The organism is Streptomyces marinisediminis, from assembly GCF_026262575.1.
GTDB classification, from domain to species: domain Bacteria; phylum Actinomycetota; class Actinomycetes; order Streptomycetales; family Streptomycetaceae; genus Streptomyces; species Streptomyces marinisediminis.
Window position 1 is genome coordinate 1 of the sequence record NZ_JAPKFL010000023.1, and the last position, 22,702, is coordinate 22,702.

Below are 22,702 nucleotides of genomic sequence, written 5' to 3' on the forward strand. Positions count from 1 at the left end.
ACCTTGCCGGCGCCCGCCTTTTCCGAGTGTGTTGTGCCGCTCGGTGTGGTGCCTCCGGCCGTTCACCCGCTGCCCGTGGTGCGGGCGCGTGCGGGCATGCCCGCACGGTGCGGCGCAGCCGTAGGGCGAGCGGGACGTCGGCTCCGGGACGGTCCCCTGCGCCTTGCGCCTGCCGAGAGGAGGCGGCGCGTGGGGCCCCGTCACAGGCGGCCGGCCGCCTTGAGTGCGAGGTAGGCGTCGGCGAGGGCGGGTGCCAGGGCTTCGGGGCCGGCGTCGACGACCGTCGTTCCGTGACGCCGCAGGCGATCGGCCGTGTGGCGGCGTTCCTGCTGGACTCTCGCGGCCGCCGCGGCCTCGTACACGGCGTCCACGGAGCCGCGCGCGCCGGCCATCTCCGCGATGCGCGGGTCGGCGACGGAGGCGACCAGGACGGTGTGCCGCTGCGCGAGCCGCGGCAGCGCGGGCAGCAGGCCGTGTTCGACCGGAGCCGCGTCGAGCCCGGTCAGGAGCACCACGAGCGAGCGTTGGCGAACGTGGTGCAGCACCGCCGAGGCCATGCCCGGGGCGTCCGTCTCCACCAGGCCGGCTTCGAGCGGAGCCATGGCTTCGACCAGGGCGGGCAGCAGGTCGTTGGCCGTGCGTCCCCGCACGCTCGCCCGCACGCGGCGGTCGTAGGCCAGAAAGTCCACCCGGTCCCCGGCGCGCCCGGCGATCGTGGCCAGCAGCAGGGCGGCGTCCATCGCGGCGTCGAGACGGGGCACGTCGCCGACGCGGCCCGCCGCCGTGCGGCCGGTGTCGAGGACCACCAGGATGCGCCGGTCCCGCTCGGGTCGCCAGGTACGGACGGCGAGCGACGACTGGCGTGCCGTGGCCCTCCAGTCGATGGAGCGGGTGTCGTCGCCGGGGATGTAGGCGCGGAGGCTGTCGAACTCGGTGCCCTCGCCGCGGGTGAGCACGCTCGTGCGGCCGTCGAGCTCGCGCAGCCGGGCCAGCTTGGCCGGCACGTGCTTGCGGCTGCGGAAGGCGGGGAGGACCCGTACCGTCCAGGGAGCCAGGTGGTTGCCCTGGCGGGCGGCCAGTCCGAGGGGCCCGTAGGAGCGTACGGTCACGCGGTGTGCGCTGCGGTCGCCGCGGCGGGAGGGCGCGAGCCGGGTGGTGATCCGCCGGCGCTCGCCCGCGGGGATGTCGACGGTGTGGCGGGAGGCGGCGGTGCCGGAGCCGGGGGGCCAGGCACTGGGCGGCCAGGCGTCGCGGACGCGGGCCCGCAGCCGGCGGGCGGCGGGGTTGGCGATCGTGAGGTGCACGGTGGCCTGCTGACCCAGTCGAACTGATGTGTCACCTACACGGGTGAACTGGAGCGTTCGCACTGGCGCGGCGCGCGCGAGGTCGTACAGAATTGCGATGGCGAGGACGAGTTGGACGGTCAGGATGCCGGTCCAACTCGGCAGAAGCAGGCCGACGACGAGCGTGCCCAGGGCAGCGAGGAGTGCCGCGCGTCCGGTGAGAGCCATGGTTACCTCACCGGTCAGCGCGGTACGGGGACACGGGCGAGGATCGAGTTGAGCACGCTGTCGGAGGTGACGCCTTCCATCTCCGCTTCCGGCCGTAGCTGGACGCGGTGGCGGAGGGTGGGAAGCGCCAGGGCTTTGACGTCGTCGGGGATGACGTAGTCGCGGCCGGTGAGCCAGGCCCAGGCGCGGGCGGTGGACAGCAGGGCGGTGGCCCCACGCGGGGAGGCACCGAGGCTCAGGGAGGGGGATTCACGCGTGGCACGGCAGATATCGACGATGTAGCCGGCGATCTCCGAGGAGACGGCGGTTCGGGCGACGGCGTCGCGTGCGGCGTCCAGTTCAGCGGGGCCGGCGACGGCGCGGACGCCCGCCGCGTCGAGGTCGCGCGGGCTGAACCCAGCGGCGTGGCGGGTCAGGACGCTGATCTCGTCCTGCCGTGAGGGCAGGTGCACGGTGAGTTTGAGCAGGAAGCGGTCGAGTTGGGCTTCGGGAAGGGGGTACGTGCCCTCGTACTCGACCGGGTTCTGGGTGGCGGCCACCAGAAAGGGCTCAGGCAGCGTGCGCGGTACGCCGTCGACGGAGACCTGGCGCTCCTCCATCGCCTCCAGGAGCGACGCCTGCGTCTTCGGCGGCGTCCGGTTGATCTCGTCGGCGAGGAGGAGGTTGGTGAAGACCGGTCCGGGCTGGAAGGAGAACTTGGCGCTGCGCGCGTCGTAGACCAGTGAGCCGGTGACGTCACTGGGCATCAGGTCCGGGGTGAACTGCACGCGCTTGGTGTCGAGTTCCAAGCTGGCCGCCAGCGTGCGGACCAGGAGCGTCTTGGCCACCCCGGGTACACCTTCCAACAAGACGTGGCCTCGGCAGAGCAGGGCGACGACCACCCCGGTCACGGCGGCGTCCTGTCCTACGACGGCCTTCGCGATCTCGGCTCGAACGGCCTCCAGGGCCGTGCGCGCGGTGGTTGCTGAGGGGGCGCTCACGAGGTGCCGTCCTTGTCTGTCGGTGCGGTCGTCGGGTCGGTCGGTGCTGTCGTCGGTGGAGGCTGTGCCGAAGTGCCCGGTGGGGCGTCGGTTCGGCCGTGTCCGGGCGGGCGCCCCGCCGGGGCGATCTGCTGTTCCAACCGGTCGAGGTCGTCGGCGAGGCGTACGAGCGCGGCGTCGTCGGTGGGGGCCGGGCCGAAGAGGAGGGCGCGGGTGGCGGCGCTGTCGGCGCCGGCGTACCGGGCGAGGGCGGGAAGGACGGCGTCCTCGGAGTCTGCCAGGGCCGAAGGGAGGCCCAGGGCGGGAGCGAGTCGGCCGCGGGTCGCGGAGCGCAACGCGGCGGCCGCGTGGTCCCGGGCGTTGGCCTGGCGGTACAGCCGGGCCCGGCCTTCGGTGGCCTCCGCGGCGGGCACCGTGACGGGGAGGCGCTCGGGCACGAGGGGGCCGAGGCGGCGGGCTCGCCACAGCGCCGCCAGGCCGAGCGCGATGGCCAGTTGCAGGGACCCGAACAGCCAGCCGTCGGGGAGGAGGTCGGCCAGCCCCTGGTCGCCTTCGCGGTCGGCGGCAGGGTCGGTGGGAGTGGGGAGGTACCAGACGAGGCGGTCGTGGGAGCCGAGGAGTTGCAGTGCCAGCGAGGCGTTGCCCTGCTCGTCGAGGTGCTCGTTGTGCAGAAACTCCGCGGTTCCGGTGATCACCGTGTCGCCGGCGGCGGTCGGTACGCGCAGCAGGGTGGGCAGACCGTCGCTGGGGTAGCAGGCGTCGACGGGCGGGGAGCCGTCCGCCGTCTCGGCGCGGTAGCCGACGCCGCCGAGGCGCGCGGTGCCCGCGCGGCGCGCGTAGTCGGCGTCGCAGCGCGGTGCGAGCGCGTCGGTCGTCGGGGTCGGGCGCACGGCCACGACGCCCGGCGCCAGGTCCGGCACGACGTGTGCGCCGGGGGCGAGCAGCACGGTGCGGCCGGCACCGCCGGACAGCGCGGCGTGCAGCCGGTCGCGCTGGTCGGCGCCGAGCAGCGCGGGGCGGGCGACGAGCACGGTGGTCTCGGCGTCGACCGCCCGGGTCGCCTCGGCCGTGGTGGTGGCCACGGTGACGTGCACACCCCGGTCGCGCAGGAGTTCGGCCACCGCTCGGCTGCCGTTGCGGTCGGCGGAGCGCGGGTCCAGTGCGCCGTGCTGCTCGCCCGAGCGGATCAGGGCGACGGCGGCGGCGGTGAGGAGGAGGATGGTCAGTGCGATCAGAACGCCGCGGGAGCGGAGCCACACCTGCCGGGCGGTGGGCGACACGGACGTGGAGGCGGTGGGGGAGACGCCGTTCACGGGCGGCCTCCCGAGGACGGCGTGGCCAGGTGGGGCCTGGCCCGTTCCAGGGCGGCGTCGAGGTCGGCCAGGTGCCGGTAGGCGGCCGGGGAGGCGGTGCGTTCGGCGTAGGTGACCTCGTCGAAGGCCCGGGCGGCGGCGCGCAGGGCGTCGGCGTGGTGCGGCAGGGCCTGCCCGGCCTCGGCGGCGGCCTCGTCCGCGGTACGGCCGGGGCGGGGTTCGAGCAGGGTGCGCTCCTCCAGCGCCCGTACGACCGCGCGCATGCGCTCCTGCACGGCGGCGTTCCACTGCTCGGCCCCGGCGTGCCGCTCGGCGGCGGCGCGGTGGTCGGCCGCCGAGCGCGGCGCGTCGGGGAAGAGGGTGCCCGTGGCGCCGCGCGCCTCCGGCCGGAGCGCGCCCAGCCGCAGACGCAGCGCCACCACCAGGGCCACGACGAGGCAGACGATGACGACCACCCCGGTCACGCCGCCGGGAGTGAGGTCCACGGCGGAGTTCAGGAGGTCCTCCAGGCGCTCCAGCAGCCACTCCAGCGCCCGCTCCGCCAGGCCCGGCTCATCGGCCTGGTAGCGCGGCTTGGACAGCTCGCGCTCGGCGGCCTCCCGGGCGGCGTCGCGGCCGATGGTGATCGGCACGTCGTCACCGGCGGGCGCCGTACCGGCGTACCACGGTGGGGCCGTCCGCATGGTCACCCCGCCACCCGTCCGTCAGTGCCCCTGGGCGCCGGTGCCCGGCCGGCCCGGGGCGTGGCCGTGGGCGCCGGCGGCGCGGGCGAGTTCGAGGTCGAGTCCCTCGCGGCGGATGCGGGCGTCGATGTAGAGCAGGGCCGTCACTCCGGCGTTGAAGGGGAGCGTGATCGTGGAGGTGAGCACCGAACCGATGCCGAGGACGATCAGGTACGACCAGGTGAGTTCGGTGGGGGCGCCGAACGGTCCGGTCGACGCGCCGCTCACGGCACCCGCGATGAGGGACGTCGGGATGGAGATGACGAAGCCGAGGACCGCGACGATGAGCGCCGCGAGGAGCTGGATGCCGAAGATGCGCCACCACGAGCCGCGCACGAGCCTGGCGGAGCGCTGCAGCGCGGTCAGGACGCCGGAGCGCTCCAGCATGAGCGCGGGCGCGGAGAGGGTGAACCGAATCCACAGCCAGACCACCAGCACCAGGCCGCCCAGCCCGCCCAGCAGGGCCAGGAACGCTCCACCGGCGCCGCCCAGCAGCACGCCGGGCAGCACGCAGACGAGCATCGTGCTGACCAGGATGAGGGTGACCAGCACGGTGAGGCCGAGGAGGCGCAGCAGCCGCGGCCGGGCGTCGTGCCAGGCCTCGCCCATGGTGACCGGGCGGCCGAGCACGGCACGGCTGACCACCATGGTGAGCATGGCGGTGGCGATGACGGTGCCGACCAGGGTGGCGAGTCCACCGACGCCGCTGCTGGCCGCGGTCTGGGTCAGGGCGTCCGAGACCTGGTCCATGCTCGGCGTCGGGTCGTTCTGGAGCTCGACGAGGGCCTGCTGGTCGCTGAACCACAGCCGGGTGAGGACGGTGGTGACGAGCTGGATCACCACGGCCACGCCGAGTGCGATGCCCAGAACGGGCCGCCAGTGGGCCCGCATGGTGGAGATGGCGCCGTCGAGGATCTCGCCGACGCCCAGCGGGCGCAGGGGAATCACGCCGGGCTTGGCGGCCTGCGGAGGGTGCCAGCCCCCGCCCCAGCCGCCGGGCTGCTGCCCGTAGCCGCCCCCGTACTGGTCGTGCTGACCGTACTGGCCGTGGTGTCCTGGCGCTCCCATCTGCGCCGGGCCGCCGGGGTAGGTCGGTGGCGGACCGCCGGGGGCGTTCCAGCCCTGCGGGGGCGGCTGCTGCGCGGCCCAGCCGGTCGGCGGGCGGCCTCCGGGCGGGGGCGGCGCGTCGCCGGACGGCTGCGCGGTGTCGCCGGACGGCGGCCGCTGCTCGTCGCGGTCGCGGTCCTCCCCTCGGGGCTCGCGGTCGCCGGAGGACCCGGGCGAGGCCCAGCCCGGAGCGTCGTTCACGGGTGCTCACCTTCGCTCGCGTGTCACGGTTGTGGCAGCCATCGTGCCATGGGGGTCTTCCCCGTGTGCGGGGCCCTGCCCCTGACCGCCGGCAGCGGGCAGACTGGGCGGATGGCTGATCACGACGCGAACCCGCCTCCCGTCCTGCGCTGGGAGGACTCGCCCGACGGTCCGGTGGTGGTGCTGCTGGACCAGACGCGCCTCCCGCACGAGGAGCGCGAGCACGTCTGTACGGACGTTCCCGCGCTGGTCGGGGCGGTACGCGAGCTGAAGGTGCGCGGGGCGCCGCTGCTGGGCGTCGCGGGCGCCTACGGGGTCGCGCTGGCGGCGGCCCGGGGGTACGACGTGGAGGACGCCGCCGTGCGGCTCGCCCGGGCCCGGCCCACCGCCGTCAACCTCGGCTACGGGGTGCGGCGCGCGCTGGCGGCCCACCGGCGGGCGGTGGCCGCCGGGGCGGACGCGGCGGGGGCCGCCGCCGAGGCGCTGGCGGAGGCCCGCGCGGTGCACCGGCAGGAGATCGCCGCGGGCGCGGCGATGGGCGAGCACGGCTGGGCGCTGCTGCGGGAGCTGCTGCCCGGTGGCGGCCTGCGCGTCCTGACGCACTGCAACACCGGCACCCTGGTCTCCGGCGGCGACGGCACGGCGCTCGCCGTGGTCCGGGCGGCGCACCGGGCGGGTGAGCTGCGCCGCCTGTGGGTGGACGAGACGCGCCCGCTGCTCCAGGGCTCGCGGCTGACGGCGTGGGAGGCGGCCCGCGAGGGCATGGCCTACTCGGTGCTGCCGGACGGTGCGGCCGGTTCGCTGTTCGCGGCCGGCGAGGTGGACGCCGTGCTGATCGGCGCCGACCGCATAGCCGCCGACGGCTCGGTGGCCAACAAGGTCGGGAGTTATCCGCTGGCGGTGCTGGCCCGCTACCATCACGTGCCGTTCGTCGTGGTGGCGCCGCTGAGTACGGTGGACCTGGCCACGGCGGACGGTGCCGGGGTCGAAGTGGAGCAGCGTGCCGGTCACGAGGTGACGGAACTGGCGCCCGGTGCGCCGGCGGCGCCGCTGGGGGCGCAGGTGTACAACCCGGCGTTCGACGTCACTCCGGCGGACCTGGTCACGGCCGTCGTCACGGAGGCGGGCGTGGTCTCCCCGGTGACCGGTGAGGGGCTCGCCGAGCTGTGTTCCCGCTCACGCACCACGGCATCAGGAACGGGTGATGGGATGATGAACGCATGAAAGGACGCGTCCTCGTCGTCGACGACGACACCGCGCTGGCGGAGATGCTCGGCATCGTGCTGCGCGGCGAAGGCTTCGAACCGTCGTTCGTCTCGGACGGCGACAAGGCGCTGGCCGCCTTCCGCGAGACCAAGCCGGACCTGGTCCTGCTGGACCTGATGCTGCCGGGCCGCGACGGCATCGAGGTGTGCCGGCTGATCCGCGCCGAGTCCGGCGTGCCGGTGGTGATGCTGACCGCCAAGAGCGACACGGTCGACGTCGTCGTCGGGCTGGAGTCCGGCGCGGACGACTACATCGTCAAGCCCTTCAAGCCCAAGGAGCTGGTGGCCCGCATCCGGGCGCGGCTGCGCCGTTCGGAGGAACCGGCGCCCGAACAGCTCACCATCGGTGACCTGGTGATCGACGTCGCCGGGCACTCCGTGAAGCGGGAGGGCACCTCCATCGCGCTCACCCCGCTGGAGTTCGACCTGCTCGTCGCGCTGGCCCGCAAGCCGTGGCAGGTCTTCACCCGCGAGGTGCTGCTGGAGCAGGTCTGGGGCTACCGGCACGCGGCCGACACCCGGCTGGTGAACGTGCACGTGCAGCGCCTGCGCTCGAAGGTGGAGAAGGACCCCGAGCGCCCGGAGATCGTGGTGACCGTCCGTGGCGTGGGCTACAAGGCGGGGCCGGGCTGACATGGCCGGCAACGGCGCCGTGCCGCCGGAGACGGAGCCGGAGGCCCAGGCCGACCGGCCCGCCGGGGCCCGGTCCCGTGCCGGTGTCCTCGGCCCCGTCCGGCGGGCCGGCCAGCTCCTGCCCGACGGGCTGATCCCCGAGGGGGCGACGGGGAGCCGGGCGCACCCGCTGTTCCGCATGTTCGTGCGCTGGATCCGGCGTCCGCTGCTGCCGGTGATGCGGCTGTGGCGGCGCAACATCCAGCTCCGCGTGGTGACGGCGACGCTGCTGCTGTCGGTGGGCGTCGTGCTGGTACTGGGCGTGGTGGTCATAGGGCAGGTCCGCAACGGCCTGCTGGACGCCAAGCTCCAGGCCGCGCAGAGCCAGGCCGCGGGCGGTTTCGCGGTGGCCCGGGACGAGGCGGACAACGCGGCGTCCGGCGGTGACTCCGAGAGCGGCCGCAGCGTCCTGGGCGCGGGCGCCTGGCTGACGCAGCTCGTCCAGCAGCTCGCCAGCGGCGGTCAGGGCGTGTACTCGGTGGTGGCGCTCAGCTCGCACGACGCCTCCCCGCCCTCCGGCGCCGACGCCACCGCCAACACCCGCGGGCCCCGCGCGTTCGGCGACGTACAGCCCGAGGCGTCGATCTCGCTGGAGCTGCGCCAGACGCTGGACGCCAGCCCGGAGACGCACCGGCAGTACGGCGAGATCGTCCGCACCGACGGATCGGAGCAGCCCGCGCTGATCATCGGCAAGCGGCTCAACGACGCCGAAGGCAACCCGTACCAGCTCTACTACCTCTTCCCCTTCACGCAGGAGGAGAAGTCGCTCGACTTGGTCAAGGGCACGCTCGCCACGGCCGGGATCTTCCTGGTCGTCCTGCTGGGCGCGATCGCCTGGGTGGTGGTGCGGCAGGTGGTCACGCCGGTGCGGATGGCGGCCGGCATCTCCGAGCGGCTGGCGGCCGGGCGGCTGCAGGAGCGGATGAAGGTCTCCGGCGAGGACGACATCGCCCGCCTCGGAGAGTCGTTCAACAAGATGGCGCAGAGCCTCCAGCTCAAGATCCAGCAGCTCGAGGAGCTGTCGCGCATGCAGCGCCGCTTCGTCTCCGACGTCTCGCACGAGCTGCGCACGCCGCTGACGACGGTGCGGATGGCCGCCGACGTCATCCACGAGGCGCGCGAGGACTTCGACCCGGTGACGGGGCGCTCCGCGGAACTGCTGCTCAGCCAGCTCGACCGCTTCGAGTCGCTGCTCGCCGAGCTGCTGGAGATCAGCCGGTTCGACGCCGGGGCGGCCGCGCTGGAGGCCGCGCCGACGGACCTGCGCGAAGTCGTCCACCGCGTGGTGGAGGGTGCCGAGCCGCTGGCCGACGCCAAGGGCAGCCGCCTGCTGGTGCGCGGTGCCGGACGGGAGGTCGTCGCCGAGGTGGACACCCGCCGGGTCGAGCGGGTGCTGCGCAACCTGGTCGTCAACGCGGTCGAGCACGGTGAGGGGCGGGACGTGGTCATCCGGCTCGCCGAGGCCGACGGCGCGGTGGCCGTGGCCGTGCGGGACTACGGAGTGGGGCTCAGGCCCGGGGAGGCACAGCGCGTGTTCAACCGTTTCTGGCGGGCGGACCCGGCCCGCGCCCGGACCACGGGCGGTACCGGGCTCGGCCTGTCCATAGCCATCGAGGACGCCCGGCTGCACGGCGGCTGGCTCCAGGCCTGGGGTGAGCCGGGCGGCGGCTCCCAGTTCCGCCTGACGCTGCCCGCCGTCGCCGGCGAGGCGCTGCGCGGCTCGCCCATACCCCTGGAGCCCTCCGACTCCCGCCGCCGCCGTGGCACGGGCGGGACGCCGACGGGCCGGGAGAGCGCGCCCGCGGACGCCGGTCGAGAGGCGCTGTCGGCCCCCGGCGCGGGAGAGCGCCATGAGGGCTGACCGCACGACGGCCGGCGCGCTGCTGGCCGCCTGCCTGGCACTGCTCACGGGCTGCGCCTCCATGCCCTCCAACGGCGAGGTCAAGCCGATCGAGGGGCGGCAGCCGACCGAGGCCGACGCACACGTGCGCGTGTTCGGTGTGCCGCCGGACCCCGGGGAGCACCCGCTGCAGATCGTGCGGGGCTTCCTGGAGGCCACCACCAGTGACGAGGCCGAGTTCGAGACCGCCCGCAAGTACCTGACCGAGCAGACCGCGCGGGAGTGGGACCCGTTCGCCGGGACGACCGTCGTCTCGGCCGGTCCCGAGGTGCCGCCCGGCGGCGCGCTGCCGGACACCGACGGCGACGGCTACACCGTCGAGGTCACCGGCGAGCGGACCGCCCGGGTGGACGAGAAGAGCGCCTACACCCCCAAGGACGGCTCCTACCTGGGCAACTTCCACCTCACCCAGGAGGACGGGCAGTGGCGGATCGACCGCCTGCCCGACGGCCTGGTGCTGGGCGAGGCCGACTTCGAGCGCATCTACCGCTCGGTCAACACCTACTACTTCGCCGCGCTCGGCCCCGAGGCGGGGGGCGTGCGCGGGGGGCGCAACCTGCTGGTGGCCGACCCGGTGTACCTGCGGCGGCACGTCGACCCGGTCACCGAGACGGTGCGCGCCCTGCTGCGCGGACCGACCGACTGGCTGCACCCGGTGGTGACCTCCGCGTTCCCCACCGGCGTCCGGCTGGCCCCCAAGCAGCGCCTGGCGCTGGACGACTCCGGCGCCCTGCGGCTCCGGCTGACCGGCGCCGACGCGGAGCGGTCGCTGGGCGTCGAGCGGGCGCAGTGCGTGCGGATGGCGGCGCAGCTCCTGCACACCGTGGACCACCAGTCCTCGTCCCCCGTCAAGTCCGTCACGCTGCGCGACGAGGGCGGCGGCAAGATGTGCGACCTGGGCCGCGAGGCCGCGCAGCGGTTCGCGCCCGGCCTGCTCAACGGCCGTGCGGCCCACTCCTACTACCTCGACGGCGACCGACGCCTGGTCGCGCTCGACGAGGACGAGGAGTCCGGGTCCGCGGTGGACGGCCCGTTCGGCACCGGCCAGCTCCCCCTGCGCGACGTCGCGGTCAGCCGGGACGAGGAGAGCGCCGCGGGAGTCTCGCTGGACGGTGCCGCGCTCTACGTCGCCCCGCTGGACACGAAGGCGCCCTACGACCCGCCGGTGGTCTCCAGTTCCGGGCAGTCCGAGTCCGAGGGGCGGCTGACCGCGCCGAGCTGGGACGGGCTCGGGGACCTGTGGGTCGCCGACCGGAATCCGCGCGACGCCCGGCTGCTGCGGCTGCGCTCCGGCGCCGGGGAGCCCCAGGAGGTGCGGGTGCAGGGCCTGGGGGACGGTCGCATCGAGGCGATCAAGGTGGCCGCCGACGGGGTCCGCGTCGCCCTGCTGGTGCGCGAGGGCGACCGTACGACGCTCCAACTCGGCCGCGTCGAGCGGGAGAGCGACGCGGAGGGCCGCCCCAGCGCCACCGTCACCGGGCTGCGCGGCATCGCGCCGCACATGGAGAACGTCACCACGGTCTCCTGGGCCGGGGGCAGCCGGCTGGTGGTCGTCGGCAAGGAGTTCGGCGGGGTGCAGAAGGTGCGGGTGATGTCCACGGACGGTTCCCCCGGCGCGCCCGCGAAGCTCCCGGGCGTCAACGAGATCGAGAGCATCGCCGCTTCGGAGGACGAGAGCAAGCCGCTGCTGGCGGACTCGGCGGAGGGCATCGTGCGGCTGCCGCCCGACGGTGACTGGCAGGAGGTCGCCGAAGAGGGCTCCGCCCCCGCCTATCCGGGCTGACGCCGCTGTCCGTGGCCCGCGCTACGTTCCGTAGTGATGGGCGCACAGGGAGCGGCGCCCGCGGAGACGGAGCGGATCGGGGTGGCGCGGATGCCGGTGACCGGGTGGTGGCAGGAGCTGGCGGACCTGGTGCTGGCCGCACGGTGCGCGGGCTGCGGCGCCCCGCGCGGCGGGCTGTGCGGCCGGTGCCGAGGGGGACTGGCGGAGCTGCGCGCACGCCGCGCGGACCCGCTGCCGGGGCTGCCGCGCGCGTACGCGGCGGGGGCGTACTCCGACGAGCTGCGCGCCCTGCTGCTGGCGCACAAGGAGCGCGGGGCGCTGCGGCTGGCGCGCCCGCTGGGGCGGGCCCTGGCCGTCGCCGTCCGGGCCGTGCTGGCCGACCCGGGCTCCGCCGCCCGCGCGGGCACGGAGGCCGGGGCCGCGGAGTCCGGCCCGGTCGCCCTGGTGCCGGTGCCCTCGGCGCGGCGCACCGTGGCGGCGCGCGGGCACGACCCCGTGCGCCGCCTGGCCCGCGCCGCGGCGGCCGGACTGTCCCGCGCGGGCGCGCCGACGCGGGCGTCCGCCGTGCTGCGGCAGCGCCGCCCCGTGGCCGACCAGGCCGGGCTTACGCGGCACGAGCGTCACCGCAACCTCGCCGGGGCGCTCGGTGTGGCCCCGGGCGCGGCCCGGCTGCTGGGCGGTGCGAGGGCCGTGGTCGTCGTCGACGACCTGCTGACCACCGGTGCCTCGCTGACCGAGGCCGTACGGGCTCTGGGGGACGCCGGCGTGCGGTGCGCGGGCGCCGCCGTGGTCGCCCTCGCCCCGCGGCCCGGGACCGCGCCGTGGGACGGCGGGGGCGGGCGCCGTGCATGACCGGGCGGAGAACGGGGCAGGGAACCGCTTACCAGCGCGAAACGTTGTGCGGGTGACAACTGGAGAAAGTCTCGCAGAGGGGTACGCATTGGTAGGGGGTGCCGACAGTCCCCCGGTCGGGGTACGTTCGGTAATGAGGGCCCCGCCGGTCATCTCGGGCCGGCGCCCCGGCGAACGGAGTCTGCGCGGCCTGGCCCGCGCACACCGGTCCTCACCGGTCGCCTCTCTGCGCGAGCGGGTGGCGATCTTCCCCCTGGGGAGAAGGAGGTGAAGTCGCAACCCGACGTAGCGCCGGAGAGTGACCGGTCGGTCCGGGTACCTCCGGCTCAGTGCACCAAGGACGCTCCGTCCTCGCCGACGGAGCGATCCGGGAACGGAGTTCTGCGTGGACATCGTCGTCAAGGGCCGAAAGACTCAGGTACCCGAGCGGTTCCGCAAGCACGTGACCGAGAAGCTGAAGCTGGACAAGCTGCAGAAACTCGATGGCAAGGTGACCCGCTTGGACGTTGAGGTGTCCAAGGAGCCCAACCCCCGTCAGGCCGACCGTTCCGACCGAGTGGAGATCACCCTCCGGCACCGTGGCCCGGTCATCCGCGCCGAGGCGGCGGCGGCGGACCCGTACGTGGCGCTCGACCTCGCCACGGAGAAGCTGGAGTCCAGGCTCCGTCGGCGGCACGACAAGAGGATCTCCCGCCGGGGCAGCGCCCGCATCCCCGCCAGCGACGTCGCGGCCTCCGTGCCCGACGCCGCCACGCTCAACGGCAACGGGGAGCTGGGGGCGTTCGACGCGGAAGTGACCGAGGAACCGGCCGTGCGCAAGGTCGGTCCGCTCGAAGTCCAGGGCGAAGGCCCGCTGGTGTGCCGCGAGAAGACGCACCGGGCCGCGCCGATGACGCTTGACCAGGCTCTGTACGAGATGGAGCTGGTCGGGCACGACTTCTACCTCTTCGTCGACTCCGACACCAAGCAGCCGAGCGTCGTCTACCGGCGGCACGCCTACGACTACGGCGTGATCCACCTCGACCCCGACCCGTTCGCGGACGAGACGCCCCCGGACGCGGGCGGCACGCTCGCCGGCTGACCGGCTGACCGGCTGACCGGCTGACCGGCTGACCGGCTGACCGGCTGACCGGCTGACCGGGCCCGGCTCGGCTCCGCCCCCGGATCGTCCCGCCCGGGCACCGCGCGTCGCTGTTCACGGCGCGCGCCGTGGGCAGGGCAGGACCCGGCCGCGGCGTGGGCCCTCGGCCCCGGGCCCGGACGCGAGGCGAGACGCGGCCCGCGCTCCTCGGGCGCGCCCCGACCACGGGATCGCCCGGAGTCGGAGCAGCCTGGCGAGCCAAGCCCGCCCGGCGCCGTGGGGCGGGCCGCGGCCCGGACGCAGCGCCTGCCCCGCCTCCGCCGGCCCGGGCCGGTCGGGGTAGTCGGAGCCGCCGGGCGGGGGCCACGGCGCTTGCTTCGGTCCGGGTGCGGGGCGGGCTGTGCGCTCGTCGGCGGCGGCTTGGTCCTGGGAGGGCTCACTCCCGGCGGGAGCCCCCTTCAAGGCGAGCCGGGCCGACCGAGACGGCGGCACCGGGGCACGTGCCCTCGCCCGGACGCGGGGCGCGGCCCGCACTGGCCGGGGTGGCTTGATCGCGAGGCTGTCCGCCCCCGAGACGGCCCGGCCCCGGGCCCGCCGGGGCAGCCGAGGCCGGGTGCCGCACGGGCGCCGGGGACGCGCCCCGCGGGCAGCGGGCGCGAGGGAGACGGCCGGTTCGCACGGTCGGCGGGGGCGCCCGCTGTCGATACCATGAGCGCCACGACCAACCGGCCTCCTGCCCGACCCGGTTGGTGCTGACCCGGGCATGGCCTGTTGGGGGAGGAACGATGGCGGACAGCTTCGGGCCCACGATGGCCGCCGGCTGGCGCGGCGGCACCGACGCGGCGGCGGAGCCCGGCGAGCGCGGCACCGAGCGGTCGGAGCCGATCCGCGTGCTCGTCGTCGACGACCACGAACTCTTCCGACGGGGCCTGGAGATCGTCCTGCAGTCCGAGGAGGACATCGAGGTCGTCGGTGAGGCCGGGGACGGCTCGGAGGCCGTGGAGAAGGCGGCCGATCTGCTGCCGGACATCGTGTTGATGGACGTGCGCATGCCGCGCCGCGGCGGCATCGAGGCCTGCCGGGCGATCAAGGAGGTCGCCCCCAGCGCGAAGATCATCATGCTGACGATCAGCGACGAGGAGGCCGACCTCTACGACGCCATCAAGGCGGGCGCCACCGGGTATCTGCTCAAGGAGATCTCCACCGACGAGGTGTGCGCGGCCATCCGCGCGGTCGCCGACGGCCAGTCGCAGATCAGCCCCTCGATGGCGGCGAAGCTCCTGACCGAGTTCAAGTCGATGATCCAGCGCACGGACGAGAGCAAGCTCGTGCCCGCTCCGCGCCTGACCGACCGCGAGCTGGAGGTCCTCAAGCTCGTGGCCACCGGCATGAACAACCGGGACATCGCCAAGGCGCTCTACATCAGCGAGAACACCGTGAAGAACCACGTGCGCAACATCCTGGAGAAGCTCCAGCTCCACTCCCGCATGGAGGCCGTGGTCTACGCGATGCGGGAGAAGATCCTGGAGATCCGCTAGCCTGCCGCGCCCAGCTCGGCGCGGAGGGCGGCGGCCAGCGTGGCGTCGTCGCAGCGGTCGACGCGGACCTCCGCGCAGCCCACCCAGGACGCCGCCTCCCGCAGCGCGGTGGCCATGGGGCCCACCGCGGCGGGCCCGGCCATGGAGACCTGCCGCGCCACCAGCGTGCGACCCTCGCGGCCCGGGTCCACCCGGCCCACCAGCCGCCCGCCCGCGAGCAGCGGCATCGCGAAGTACCCGTGCACGCGCTTCGGCTTGGGCACGTACGCCTCCAGCCGGTGGGTGAAGCCGAAGACGCGCTCGGTGCGGGCGCGGTCCCAGACCAGTGAGTCGAACGGCGACAGCAGCGTGGTGCGGTGCCGCCCGCGCGCCGGTGTCGCCAGCGCCGCCGGGTCGGCCCAGGCCGGCTTGCCCCAGCCCTCGACCTCCACCGGGACCAGCGGCGTGTCCGCTATCACGGAGGCCACCTGCTCACCGCGCAGCCGGTGGTAGTCGGCCAGGTCGGCCCGGGTGGCGACGCCGAGCGCGGCCCCGGCCTGCGTCACCAGCCGCCGCAGGCACTCGGCGTCGTCGAGGTCGTCGTGGAACAGCGCGCCGGGCACCGCCCGCTCGGCCAGGTCGTACACCCGTTTCCAGCCACGCCGCTCGGCGCACACCACCTCGCCGACGTCCAGCAGCCACTCCACCGCGATCTTCGTCTCCGACCAGTCCCACCACAGGCCGCCGTTCTTGGCGCCGCCCAGCTCCGAGGCCGTCAGCGGGCCGTCGGCGCGCAGCCGGTCGCGCACCAGGGCGCAGGCGCGCTCCCGGTCTGCCAGGTCGTGCCAGCGGCGGCCCCGCGCGCGCAGGGCCCGGCGGCGGAAGGCGAAGTACGGCCACTCCTCGACGGGCAGGACGCAGGCCGCGTGTGACCAGTACTCGAAAGAGTGGCCTTCGCTCCAGTACGCGGCCTCCACCGCCTCGCGCCCCACGGCGCCGAGCCGGGCGTAGGGGACCAGCTCGTGCGAGCGGGCCAGCACGGAGATGGTGTCCAGTTGGACGGCGCCGAGCCGGCGCAGGACCCCGCGGACGCCGGCCCGGCGGTCCGGGGCGCCCAGGAACCCCTGCGCCCGCAGCGCGATGCGGCGGGCGTCGGCGGCGGACAGGGACAGCGCGGGAGCGGGCGTGGCGGTCATGCGCACACGGTAGGCGTCGCCACTGACAGCGGGGCCCGGGCCGGTGGCGCTCAGGCGGGGGCGCCGGGCGGGCCCCGGCGCGGGCGGACGCCGGGCGGCTCAGGCCCGCGGCGCGGGCGTGTAGGGCGTGGCGCTGTGGCGCCCCCAGTCCGAGGGCAGCAGGGAGGCCGCCCAGGCGTCCACGCGCCGCCCCCGGTGCACGATGCGGGCGCGCTGGACGCCTTCCATGACGAAGCCCACGCGCAGCGCCACCGCCCGGGACGGCTCGTTGCCCACGCCCGCGAACCACTCCAGCCGCTCCGCGCCGAGCGCGCCGAACGCCCAGTCGGCCACCGCGCGGGCGGCCTCGACGGTGTAGCCGCGGCCGCGCTGCTCCCTGGCCGTCCAGTAGCCCAGCTCCGCCTGGCGTTCGGCGGTGTGGAGCTGGTCCACCCGCACCAGGCCCATGGAACCCACCAGCGTGCCCGCGTGGGTGAAGACGCCGAAGTTGTACAGGGTGTCGTCGCGCCAGCCCGCGGGGGCGATGGTGCGCACGAAGTCCTCGGCGTGCTGCCGCTCGTAGGGCGAGGGCACCGTCGTCCAGCGCTGGATGTCCGGGTCCTGGCAGGCGGCGTGGACGGCGGCCGCGTCACGGGGCTCCAGGGGGCGCAGGAGCAGGCGGTCGGTGGTGAGGGTGGCGGGTTCCATGCGCGCATTCTGCCGTCGGCGCGCGGACCGGCACCTTCGAGGGGTCCGGCACGTTGGGGGTACAGGGCTGGACGCCCCTCGCATACGATGACCGGTGCGGCGTGCTTCGGCAGGACGGGCTCTCGGCAGGGAGAGGGCCGGCCGAGGTCGCACCACCGTGCCAGGCCCGACCGGCAAGGAGCCAGCCACTCGTGTCCGTCTTCAACAAGCTCATGCGTGCAGGCGAAGGCAAGATCCTGCGCAAGCTGCACCGCATCGCGGACCAGGTCAATTCCATCGAAGAGGACTTCCTGGACCTCTCGGACGCCGAGCTGCGGGCCCTCACCGACGAGTACAAGGAGCGGTACGCCGGCGGCGAGAGTCTGGACGACCTGCTGCCCGAGGCGTTCGCCACCGTCCGGGAGGCCGCCAAGCGCGTGCTCGGCCAGCGCCACTACGACGTGCAGCTCATGGGCGGCGCCGCGCTGCACATGGGCTACGTCGCCGAGATGAAGACCGGTGAGGGCAAGACGCTCGTCGGCACCCTGCCCGCCTACCTCAACGGTCTGTCGGGCGACGGGGTGCACCTCATCACGGTCAACGACTACCTCGCCCAGCGCGACGCCGAGACCATGGGGCGCGTCCACAAGTTCCTCGGCCTGTCCGTGGGCTGCATCGTGGCGAACATGACGCCCAAGCAGCGCCGCGAGCAGTACGCCTGCGACATCACCTACGGCACGAACAACGAGTTCGGCTTCGACTACCTGCGCGACAACATGGCCTGGTCGAAGAGCGAGCTGGTGCAGCGCGGGCACAACTTCGCGATCGTCGACGAAGTGGACTCGATCCTCGTCGACGAGGCGCGCACCCCGCTGATCATCTCCGGCCCGGCCGACTCGGCGACGAAGTGGTACGGCGACTTCGCCAAGCTGGTCAAGCGGCTGGAGAAGGGCGAGGCCGCCGACCCGCGGCTGCAGAAGCCGGAGACGGGCGACTACGACATCGACGAGAAGAAGCGCACCGTCGGCATCCACGAGTCGGGCGTCGCCCGGGTCGAGGACTGGCTGGGCATCGACAACCTCTACGAGTCCGTCAACACCCCGCTCGTGGGCTACCTGAACAACGCCATCAAGGCCAAGGAGCTCTACAAGAAGGACAAGGACTACGTCGTCATCGACGGCGAGGTCATGATCGTCGACGAGCACACCGGCCGCATCCTGGCCGGGCGCCGCTACAACGAGGGCATGCACCAGGCGATCGAGGCGAAGGAGGGGGTGGACATCAAGGACGAGAACCAGACGCTCGCCACGATCACCCTCCAGAACTTCTTCCGCCTCTACGACAAGCTCTCGGGCATGACCGGTACGGCCATGACCGAGGCCGCCGAGTTCCACCAGATCTACAAGCTCGGCGTCGTGCCGATCCCCACGCACCGGCCGATGGTCCGCAAGGACCAGGCGGACCTCATCTACCGCACCGAGGTCGCCAAGTTCGACGCGGTGGTCGAGGACATCGTCGTCAAGCACGAGAAGGGCCAGCCGATCCTCGTCGGCACCACCTCGGTCGAGAAGTCCGAGTACCTCTCGCAGCAGCTCAAGAAGCGCGGCGTGCAGCACGAGGTGCTGAACGCGAAGAACCACGCGCGGGAGGCGCAGATCGTCGCGGAGGCCGGCCGCAAGGGCTCGGTCACCGTGGCCACCAACATGGCCGGCCGCGGTACCGACATCCAGCTCGGTGGCAACGCCGACGCCATCGCCGAGGCGGAGCTGCGCGGCCAGGGCTTCGACCCGCAGGAGCACATCGAGGAGTGGGCCGCCGCGCTCCCGGCCGCCCTGGAGAAAGCGGAGGCGGCCGTCAAGGCCGAGCACGAGGAGGTCAAGGAGCTCGGCGGGCTCTACGTGCTGGGCACCGAGCGGCACGAGTCGCGCCGCATCGACAACCAGCTCCGCGGCCGCAGCGGCCGCCAGGGCGACCCCGGGGAGTCCCGCTTCTACCTCTCCCTGGGCGACGACCTGATGCGCTTGTTCAAGGCGCAGATGGTCGAGCGCGTCATGGCCATGGCCAACGTGCCCGACGACGTGCCGATCGAGAACAAGATGGTGACGCGGGCCATCGCCTCCGCGCAGTCCCAGGTCGAGCAGCAGAACTTCGAGATCCGCAAGAACGTCCTGAAGTACGACGAGGTGCTCAACCGGCAGCGCGAGGTCATCTACGGCGAGCGCCGCCGCGTGCTGGAGGGCGAGGACCTGCACGAGCAGGTGCGGCACTTCATGGACGACACGATCGAGGCATACGTCGAGGCCGAGACGGTCGAGGGCTTCGCCGAGGAGTGGGACCTGGAGCGGCTGTGGGGCGCCTTCAAGCAGCTCTACCCCGTCTCGGTGACGATCGAGGAGCTGGAGGAGGAGGTCGGCGACCGCGAGGGTCTGACCTCGGAGTTTCTCGTCGAGGCCGTCAAGGAGGACATCCACCGGCAGTACGACGAGCGCGAGAAGGAACTCGGCTCGGAGATCATGCGCGAGCTGGAGCGCCGCGTGGTCCTGTCGGTGCTGGACCGCAAGTGGCGTGAGCACCTCTACGAGATGGACTACCTCCAGGAAGGCATCGGCCTGCGTGCCATGGCCCAGAAGGACCCGCTGGTGGAGTACCAGCGGGAGGGCTTCGACATGTTCCAGGCCATGATGGAGGGCATCAAGGAGGAGTCCGTCGGCTACCTGTTCAACCTGGAGGTGCAGGTCGAGCGGCAGGTCGAGGAGGTTCCGGTGCAGGCCCGGCCGACGCAGGCCACGGGCGCCGGAGCGGCGAAGGAGGAGGAGCCCGTCGCGGCGGGCGCGGGTCGTCCCGCGATCCGGGCCAAGGGCCTGGACGCGCCGCAGCGCCCGGACCGCCTGCACTTCTCCGCGCCCACGGTGGACGGTGAGGGCGGCGTCGTCGAGGGCGACTTCGCCGCCGACGCGGACGGGCCGACGGCCCGGTCCGCCGCGGACGGCATGACGCGCGCGGAGCGGCGCAAGGCCCAGAAGGGCGGCCGCCGCCGCAAGAAGTAACGGCACCCCCCACGGGCGCGTGGCCCGGCGCGCCGACGCCGGGCCACGCGCCCGCGGCAAGCCGCAGCGGGTCCCGGCGTTTCCCCTCGGCCGTATTGCCGCACCGCCACGCGCGGCGAACCGGTGCTCCGGTGCGTGCCGGGCCCGCCCGGTGCTCGGCCACGCGCGGCGGCGGGCGCCCCGGTACGTCGCACGGGCGCGCCCGTGCGTCGGTTGCCGGTGCGGCGCGCGCCCCCGCGGCGGTGGAGGCCCGCCCGTGTCGGCCCCCGGCCCCCCCGCGCCCCGTGGGCGTGCGCTCGGCTGTCCTGCGCCCTCACGGCGGTGGCCTCCGCGCTCCGACGGGTGCCCCTGCCGCGCCGCCTGTTCCGCTCGCCGTGTGCTCCGCTCGCCGTGTGCTCCGCTCGTCTCGTGCTCCGGCGGCGCTCCCGCACGGCGGCGGAGGCGTGGCGGGGGTCGGGTGGTAGGGGCGGAGATCGACGACGTCGGCCACGCGGCGGCGCACCAGGTCGACCGGATCGAGGACGCCACCCGAGAGCCGCGGGTTGCTGGGGCCGGGGGCCGGTCGGTCGCGGCTCCCGCGGCCGGTGACGCCGGGCCGGCTCGTCCGGCCCGGCGTGAACTCCGCCTCGGGACGCCGGCGGTGGCACGGTTGCCCGCCGTCGCGCGGGGTGCGCGCCTGGCGGGTTCCGCGCCGGGGCCGGGAGGCGTGCGCCGGTCGGGGGGATGCACGGCGGCGCGGGGGCCCGGTGGCCGGTGCCGCCGCACGGCGCGCGGTGGGGGCCCGGCACTCCGGCCGCGCGGTGGGGGAGTGGCGCCCCGGTCCGGAGCACCGGGCTCGGGGCGCCGTCCGGTGCTACAGCCGGCGGGTGACGTCGAGTTCGACGGCCACGCAGCGCCAGCGCAGGGTGGCCGCCTGCTCCAGCCGGAACGCCAGCGCGCGGGTGCGCTCGCCGCTGCGTACGCGCGCGTACGCCTCCAGCACCCCCTGCCCCGGCGTCGAGCAGCCCACGTGCGCCAGCTCCGGCCCGCCGCGGCCGGCGGCCTCCGGCCGGAGCGGGGCCAGGGGCGCCAGGCGCACCAGCGTGTCGTAGGCGGTGCCGCCGGCGTGGCCCAGCAGGCTGTGCACCGGCCGCTGCCCGCTGAGCACGAGCAGCAGGCGGTGGGCGAACCAGTAGTGCGGCAGGCGGTCCCGGGCGCCCCTGCGGGCGGCGGCGAGGGCGGAGCGTGCCGGGCGGCGTGCGTCGCCGCGGCCGGGTGGCCGGGTGGTCCCGTGCGTGATGGTCATGGTGTCCCCGTGGTGCGTGGGTGGGAGGAGTCGGGCACGGCGCCCCTGCGGGCGGCCGCGCGTTCGCTACCGAGCGGTAGCTTTGCGTGACCGGTTGTATCGGTGGCGTCACGCCCGTGCAACGGCGGTCGCTCGCCCGGCGCCGCGCGCACGACTTCACCCGTGTGGGTGACGGCGGGGAACGTCGCTGACCCCGCCCCGCGCTGACCTGCGCCGTGCCGTGGGCCGCGGGCGGCCGGGGCGCGCGAGCGGCGCCGTATCCTGGCGGTCAGCCCGTGCCCGGTCTCACACGAAAGCGGCAGTCCATGCGCCTCTACGTCCCCCTGACCCTGCCCCGGCTGGCGGTGGCGCACCGGCAGGGCGAACTGGGTCCCGTCCCGCTCGCGGCCTTCGCCGTCACCCCGGCCCTGCGCGCCTGGTGCGGCCTTGAGGACCTGGAGGAGCTGGAGTACACCGCGCTCGGACGGGCCGCGCTGGCCTCGCTGCGGCTGCTGGCCGACGACGCCGGGGCGCCGTCCCGCCGGGTCGTGGTGGCCGTGGACGTGGCCGACGACGCGGTGCGCGAGGCCGACCACGACCTGGACGACGCGGCGCTCGGGCAGGTGCGGGTGGACGCCGCGGTGCCCTTCGCCAAGGCCGCGGCCGTGCACCTCGACGCACCGGGCGCCGCCGGGGACGTCGCCGCCGCCGCGCGGGCCCTGCACGCCGCCGACGCGGGGGACGGCGCGGCGCGGGCCGCGGTGGAGGCCGCCGAGGACCTGGACCTGCTCTGGTACGCCACGCAGGAGGTCGAGCACCTGCTCGCCGAGGGCTGACCGAGGCGCCGGTGCCGGATGTCACCGGGTCCGCGTACCGTCGGGTGGCATGGGACCGGGTGAGCGGACGATCCACATCGTGTGGGACTGGAACGGCACGCTGCTGCACGACATCCACGCGGTGATCGAGGCGACGAACCTGACCTTCGCGGAGGTCGGGCTTGCCCCGATCACCCTGGAGCGCTACCGCGAGCTGTACTGCGTGCCGGTGCCCCGCTTCTACGAGAAGCTCACCGGGGCGCTTCCCACGGACGAGGAGTTCGCACGGCTGAACGAGCTCTTCCACCGCCACTACTTCGACCGCGCGGACACGGTGGCGCTCACCCTGGGCGCCGCGGAGCTGCTGGCCGCCCGCGCGGCGGCCGGGGCCACGCAGTCGCTGTGCTCGCTGGCCCCGCACGAGCACCTGCTGCCGCTGGTGCGCCGGCACGGCATCGACGGCCACTTCGTGCGGGTGGACGGCCTGGCGACGCCGCTGGACGGGCGCGGCAAGGCGGCGCACATGGCCCGCCACCTGACGTCGCTGGCGGACGTCGACCCCGCCCGCACGGTGGTCATCGGCGACGCGGTGGACGACGCCCGGGCGGCGGCGCACGTCGGCGCGCACGCTGTGCTCTACACGGGCGGCTCGCACAGCCGGCGGAGCCTGGAGGCGGCGGGCGTCCCGGTGGTGGACACCCTGGCCGACGCCGTCGCGGAGGCGGAGCGCATAGCGGGGTGAGGCCGCGCCCCCGCGGTTTCCGGAGTGTGGCGGGGGGAACTCGGGCGGTGGCGCTACCCCGCGCCGGG

The 22,702-nt window shown here is 74.8% G+C and carries 18 protein-coding genes; 10 read left to right on the plus strand and 8 right to left on the minus strand.

Translation table 11 applies throughout. The annotated features are described in order from the left end of the window. Positions 1-200: 200 nt before the first annotated feature. Genes OSB71_RS18340 through OSB71_RS18360 form a run of 5 tightly spaced genes read right to left on the minus strand, consistent with a single transcriptional unit; the run spans position 201 to position 5,834 of the window. Positions 201-1,511: a DUF58 domain-containing protein gene (locus OSB71_RS18340; protein ID WP_265949375.1), complete on the minus strand. Its 1,311-nt coding sequence runs from the start codon at positions 1,509-1,511 to the stop codon at positions 201-203. Between the two features lie 14 nt (positions 1,512-1,525). Further along, positions 1,526-2,491 carry an AAA family ATPase gene (locus tag OSB71_RS18345; protein WP_265949377.1) on the minus strand — a complete coding sequence of 322 codons (966 nt, stop codon included), beginning with the start codon at positions 2,489-2,491 and terminating at the stop codon, positions 1,526-1,528. Beyond that, complete coding sequence (locus tag OSB71_RS18350; RefSeq protein WP_265949379.1) at positions 2,488-3,804, minus strand: DUF4350 domain-containing protein; 1,317 nt, start codon at positions 3,802-3,804, stop codon at positions 2,488-2,490. Before OSB71_RS18350 ends, OSB71_RS18345 begins: the two co-directional genes overlap by 4 nt. Beyond that, on the minus strand, positions 3,801-4,487 hold the full coding sequence (locus OSB71_RS18355) for a DUF4129 domain-containing protein (protein ID WP_265949473.1): 687 nt from the start codon (positions 4,485-4,487) through the stop codon (positions 3,801-3,803). The genes OSB71_RS18350 and OSB71_RS18355 overlap by 4 nt, the downstream gene beginning before the upstream one ends. Before the next feature lie 21 nt (positions 4,488-4,508). Next, positions 4,509-5,834 carry a DUF7847 domain-containing protein gene (locus tag OSB71_RS18360; protein ID WP_265949380.1) on the minus strand — a complete coding sequence of 442 codons (1,326 nt, stop codon included), beginning with the start codon at positions 5,832-5,834 and terminating at the stop codon, positions 4,509-4,511. 111 nt (positions 5,835-5,945) lie between these two features. On the opposite strand from OSB71_RS18360, the gene mtnA reads away from it, so the two are divergent. From mtnA to OSB71_RS18395, 7 genes are all read left to right on the plus strand, one after another. Continuing rightward, positions 5,946-7,058 carry an S-methyl-5-thioribose-1-phosphate isomerase gene (gene mtnA, locus OSB71_RS18365; protein ID WP_265949382.1) on the plus strand — a complete coding sequence of 371 codons (1,113 nt, stop codon included), beginning with the start codon at positions 5,946-5,948 and terminating at the stop codon, positions 7,056-7,058. Beyond that, positions 7,055-7,732 (plus strand): two-component system response regulator MtrA, encoded by a 678-nt coding sequence (gene mtrA / locus OSB71_RS18370; RefSeq protein ID WP_265949384.1) that lies wholly within the window; start codon positions 7,055-7,057, stop codon positions 7,730-7,732. The genes mtnA and mtrA overlap by 4 nt, the downstream gene beginning before the upstream one ends. Position 7,733: 1 nt before the next feature. Next, complete coding sequence (gene mtrB / locus OSB71_RS18375) at positions 7,734-9,632, plus strand: MtrAB system histidine kinase MtrB (RefSeq protein ID WP_416237292.1); 1,899 nt, start codon at positions 7,734-7,736, stop codon at positions 9,630-9,632. Beyond that, a complete protein-coding gene (locus OSB71_RS18380) occupies positions 9,622-11,454 on the plus strand; it encodes an LpqB family beta-propeller domain-containing protein (RefSeq protein WP_265949386.1) in 1,833 nt (610 codons plus the stop codon). Before mtrB ends, OSB71_RS18380 begins: the two co-directional genes overlap by 11 nt. A 36-nt stretch (positions 11,455-11,490) precedes the next feature. Then, positions 11,491-12,306 carry a ComF family protein gene (locus OSB71_RS18385; protein WP_265949388.1) on the plus strand — a complete coding sequence of 272 codons (816 nt, stop codon included), beginning with the start codon at positions 11,491-11,493 and terminating at the stop codon, positions 12,304-12,306. A 385-nt stretch (positions 12,307-12,691) separates the two neighbouring features. After that, complete coding sequence (gene hpf / locus OSB71_RS18390) at positions 12,692-13,387, plus strand: ribosome hibernation-promoting factor, HPF/YfiA family (protein ID WP_265949390.1); 696 nt, start codon at positions 12,692-12,694, stop codon at positions 13,385-13,387. Positions 13,388-14,172: 785 nt separating this feature from the next. Then, the gene (locus OSB71_RS18395) at positions 14,173-14,925 is read left to right on the plus strand and encodes a response regulator (protein WP_265949391.1); all 753 of its coding nucleotides are present in this window, start codon (positions 14,173-14,175) and stop codon (positions 14,923-14,925) included. Here the strand turns inward: OSB71_RS18395 and OSB71_RS18400 are convergent. Both OSB71_RS18400 and OSB71_RS18405 read right to left on the minus strand, forming a co-directional pair. After that, complete coding sequence (locus OSB71_RS18400; RefSeq protein ID WP_265949393.1) at positions 14,922-16,100, minus strand: winged helix-turn-helix domain-containing protein; 1,179 nt, start codon at positions 16,098-16,100, stop codon at positions 14,922-14,924. The two genes, OSB71_RS18395 and OSB71_RS18400, sit on opposite strands and share 4 nt — an antisense overlap. A 99-nt stretch (positions 16,101-16,199) precedes the next feature. Next, a complete protein-coding gene (locus tag OSB71_RS18405; protein WP_265949394.1) occupies positions 16,200-16,787 on the minus strand; it encodes a GNAT family N-acetyltransferase in 588 nt (195 codons plus the stop codon). A gap of 191 nt (positions 16,788-16,978) precedes the next feature. Between OSB71_RS18405 and secA the strand changes: the two genes are divergently transcribed. Further along, positions 16,979-19,813 (plus strand): preprotein translocase subunit SecA, encoded by a 2,835-nt coding sequence (gene secA, locus OSB71_RS18410; RefSeq protein WP_265949396.1) that lies wholly within the window; start codon positions 16,979-16,981, stop codon positions 19,811-19,813. An 853-nt stretch (positions 19,814-20,666) separates the two neighbouring features. Here secA and OSB71_RS18415 read toward each other — a convergent pair. Then, positions 20,667-21,098 carry an Rv3235 family protein gene (locus OSB71_RS18415; RefSeq protein ID WP_265949397.1) on the minus strand — a complete coding sequence of 144 codons (432 nt, stop codon included), beginning with the start codon at positions 21,096-21,098 and terminating at the stop codon, positions 20,667-20,669. A gap of 305 nt (positions 21,099-21,403) precedes the next feature. Here OSB71_RS18415 and OSB71_RS18420 point away from each other — a divergent pair, with 305 nt between their 5' ends. Together OSB71_RS18420 and OSB71_RS18425 are read left to right on the plus strand one after the other, a co-directional pair. Beyond that, positions 21,404-21,913, plus strand: coding sequence for a DUF6912 family protein (locus tag OSB71_RS18420; RefSeq protein WP_265949399.1), 510 nt, complete (start codon positions 21,404-21,406; stop codon positions 21,911-21,913). Between the two features lie 49 nt (positions 21,914-21,962). Next, the gene (locus tag OSB71_RS18425; protein WP_265949400.1) at positions 21,963-22,634 is read left to right on the plus strand and encodes an HAD family hydrolase; all 672 of its coding nucleotides are present in this window, start codon (positions 21,963-21,965) and stop codon (positions 22,632-22,634) included. Positions 22,635-22,702: the final 68 nt, after the last annotated feature.

Coding starts and splice junctions, on each gene's coding strand:
- OSB71_RS18355 (WP_265949473.1), bottom strand. CDS start 4,487: ATGCGGACGGCCCCACCGTGGTACGCCGGTACGGCGCCCGCCGGTGAC.
- OSB71_RS18425 (WP_265949400.1), top strand. CDS start 21,963: ATGGGACCGGGTGAGCGGACGATCCACATCGTGTGGGACTGGAACGGC.
- OSB71_RS18420 (WP_265949399.1), top strand. CDS start 21,404: ATGCGCCTCTACGTCCCCCTGACCCTGCCCCGGCTGGCGGTGGCGCAC.
- OSB71_RS18385 (WP_265949388.1), top strand. CDS start 11,491: ATGGGCGCACAGGGAGCGGCGCCCGCGGAGACGGAGCGGATCGGGGTG.
- OSB71_RS18380 (WP_265949386.1), top strand. CDS start 9,622: ATGAGGGCTGACCGCACGACGGCCGGCGCGCTGCTGGCCGCCTGCCTG.
- mtrA (WP_265949384.1), top strand. CDS start 7,055: ATGAAAGGACGCGTCCTCGTCGTCGACGACGACACCGCGCTGGCGGAG.
- OSB71_RS18415 (WP_265949397.1), bottom strand. CDS start 21,098: ATGACCATCACGCACGGGACCACCCGGCCACCCGGCCGCGGCGACGCA.
- OSB71_RS18405 (WP_265949394.1), bottom strand. CDS start 16,787: ATGGAACCCGCCACCCTCACCACCGACCGCCTGCTCCTGCGCCCCCTG.
- OSB71_RS18340 (WP_265949375.1), bottom strand. CDS start 1,511: ATGGCTCTCACCGGACGCGCGGCACTCCTCGCTGCCCTGGGCACGCTC.
- OSB71_RS18400 (WP_265949393.1), bottom strand. CDS start 16,100: ATGACCGCCACGCCCGCTCCCGCGCTGTCCCTGTCCGCCGCCGACGCC.
- mtrB (WP_416237292.1), top strand. CDS start 7,734: ATGGCCGGCAACGGCGCCGTGCCGCCGGAGACGGAGCCGGAGGCCCAG.
- mtnA (WP_265949382.1), top strand. CDS start 5,946: ATGGCTGATCACGACGCGAACCCGCCTCCCGTCCTGCGCTGGGAGGAC.
- OSB71_RS18395 (WP_265949391.1), top strand. CDS start 14,173: ATGGCGGACAGCTTCGGGCCCACGATGGCCGCCGGCTGGCGCGGCGGC.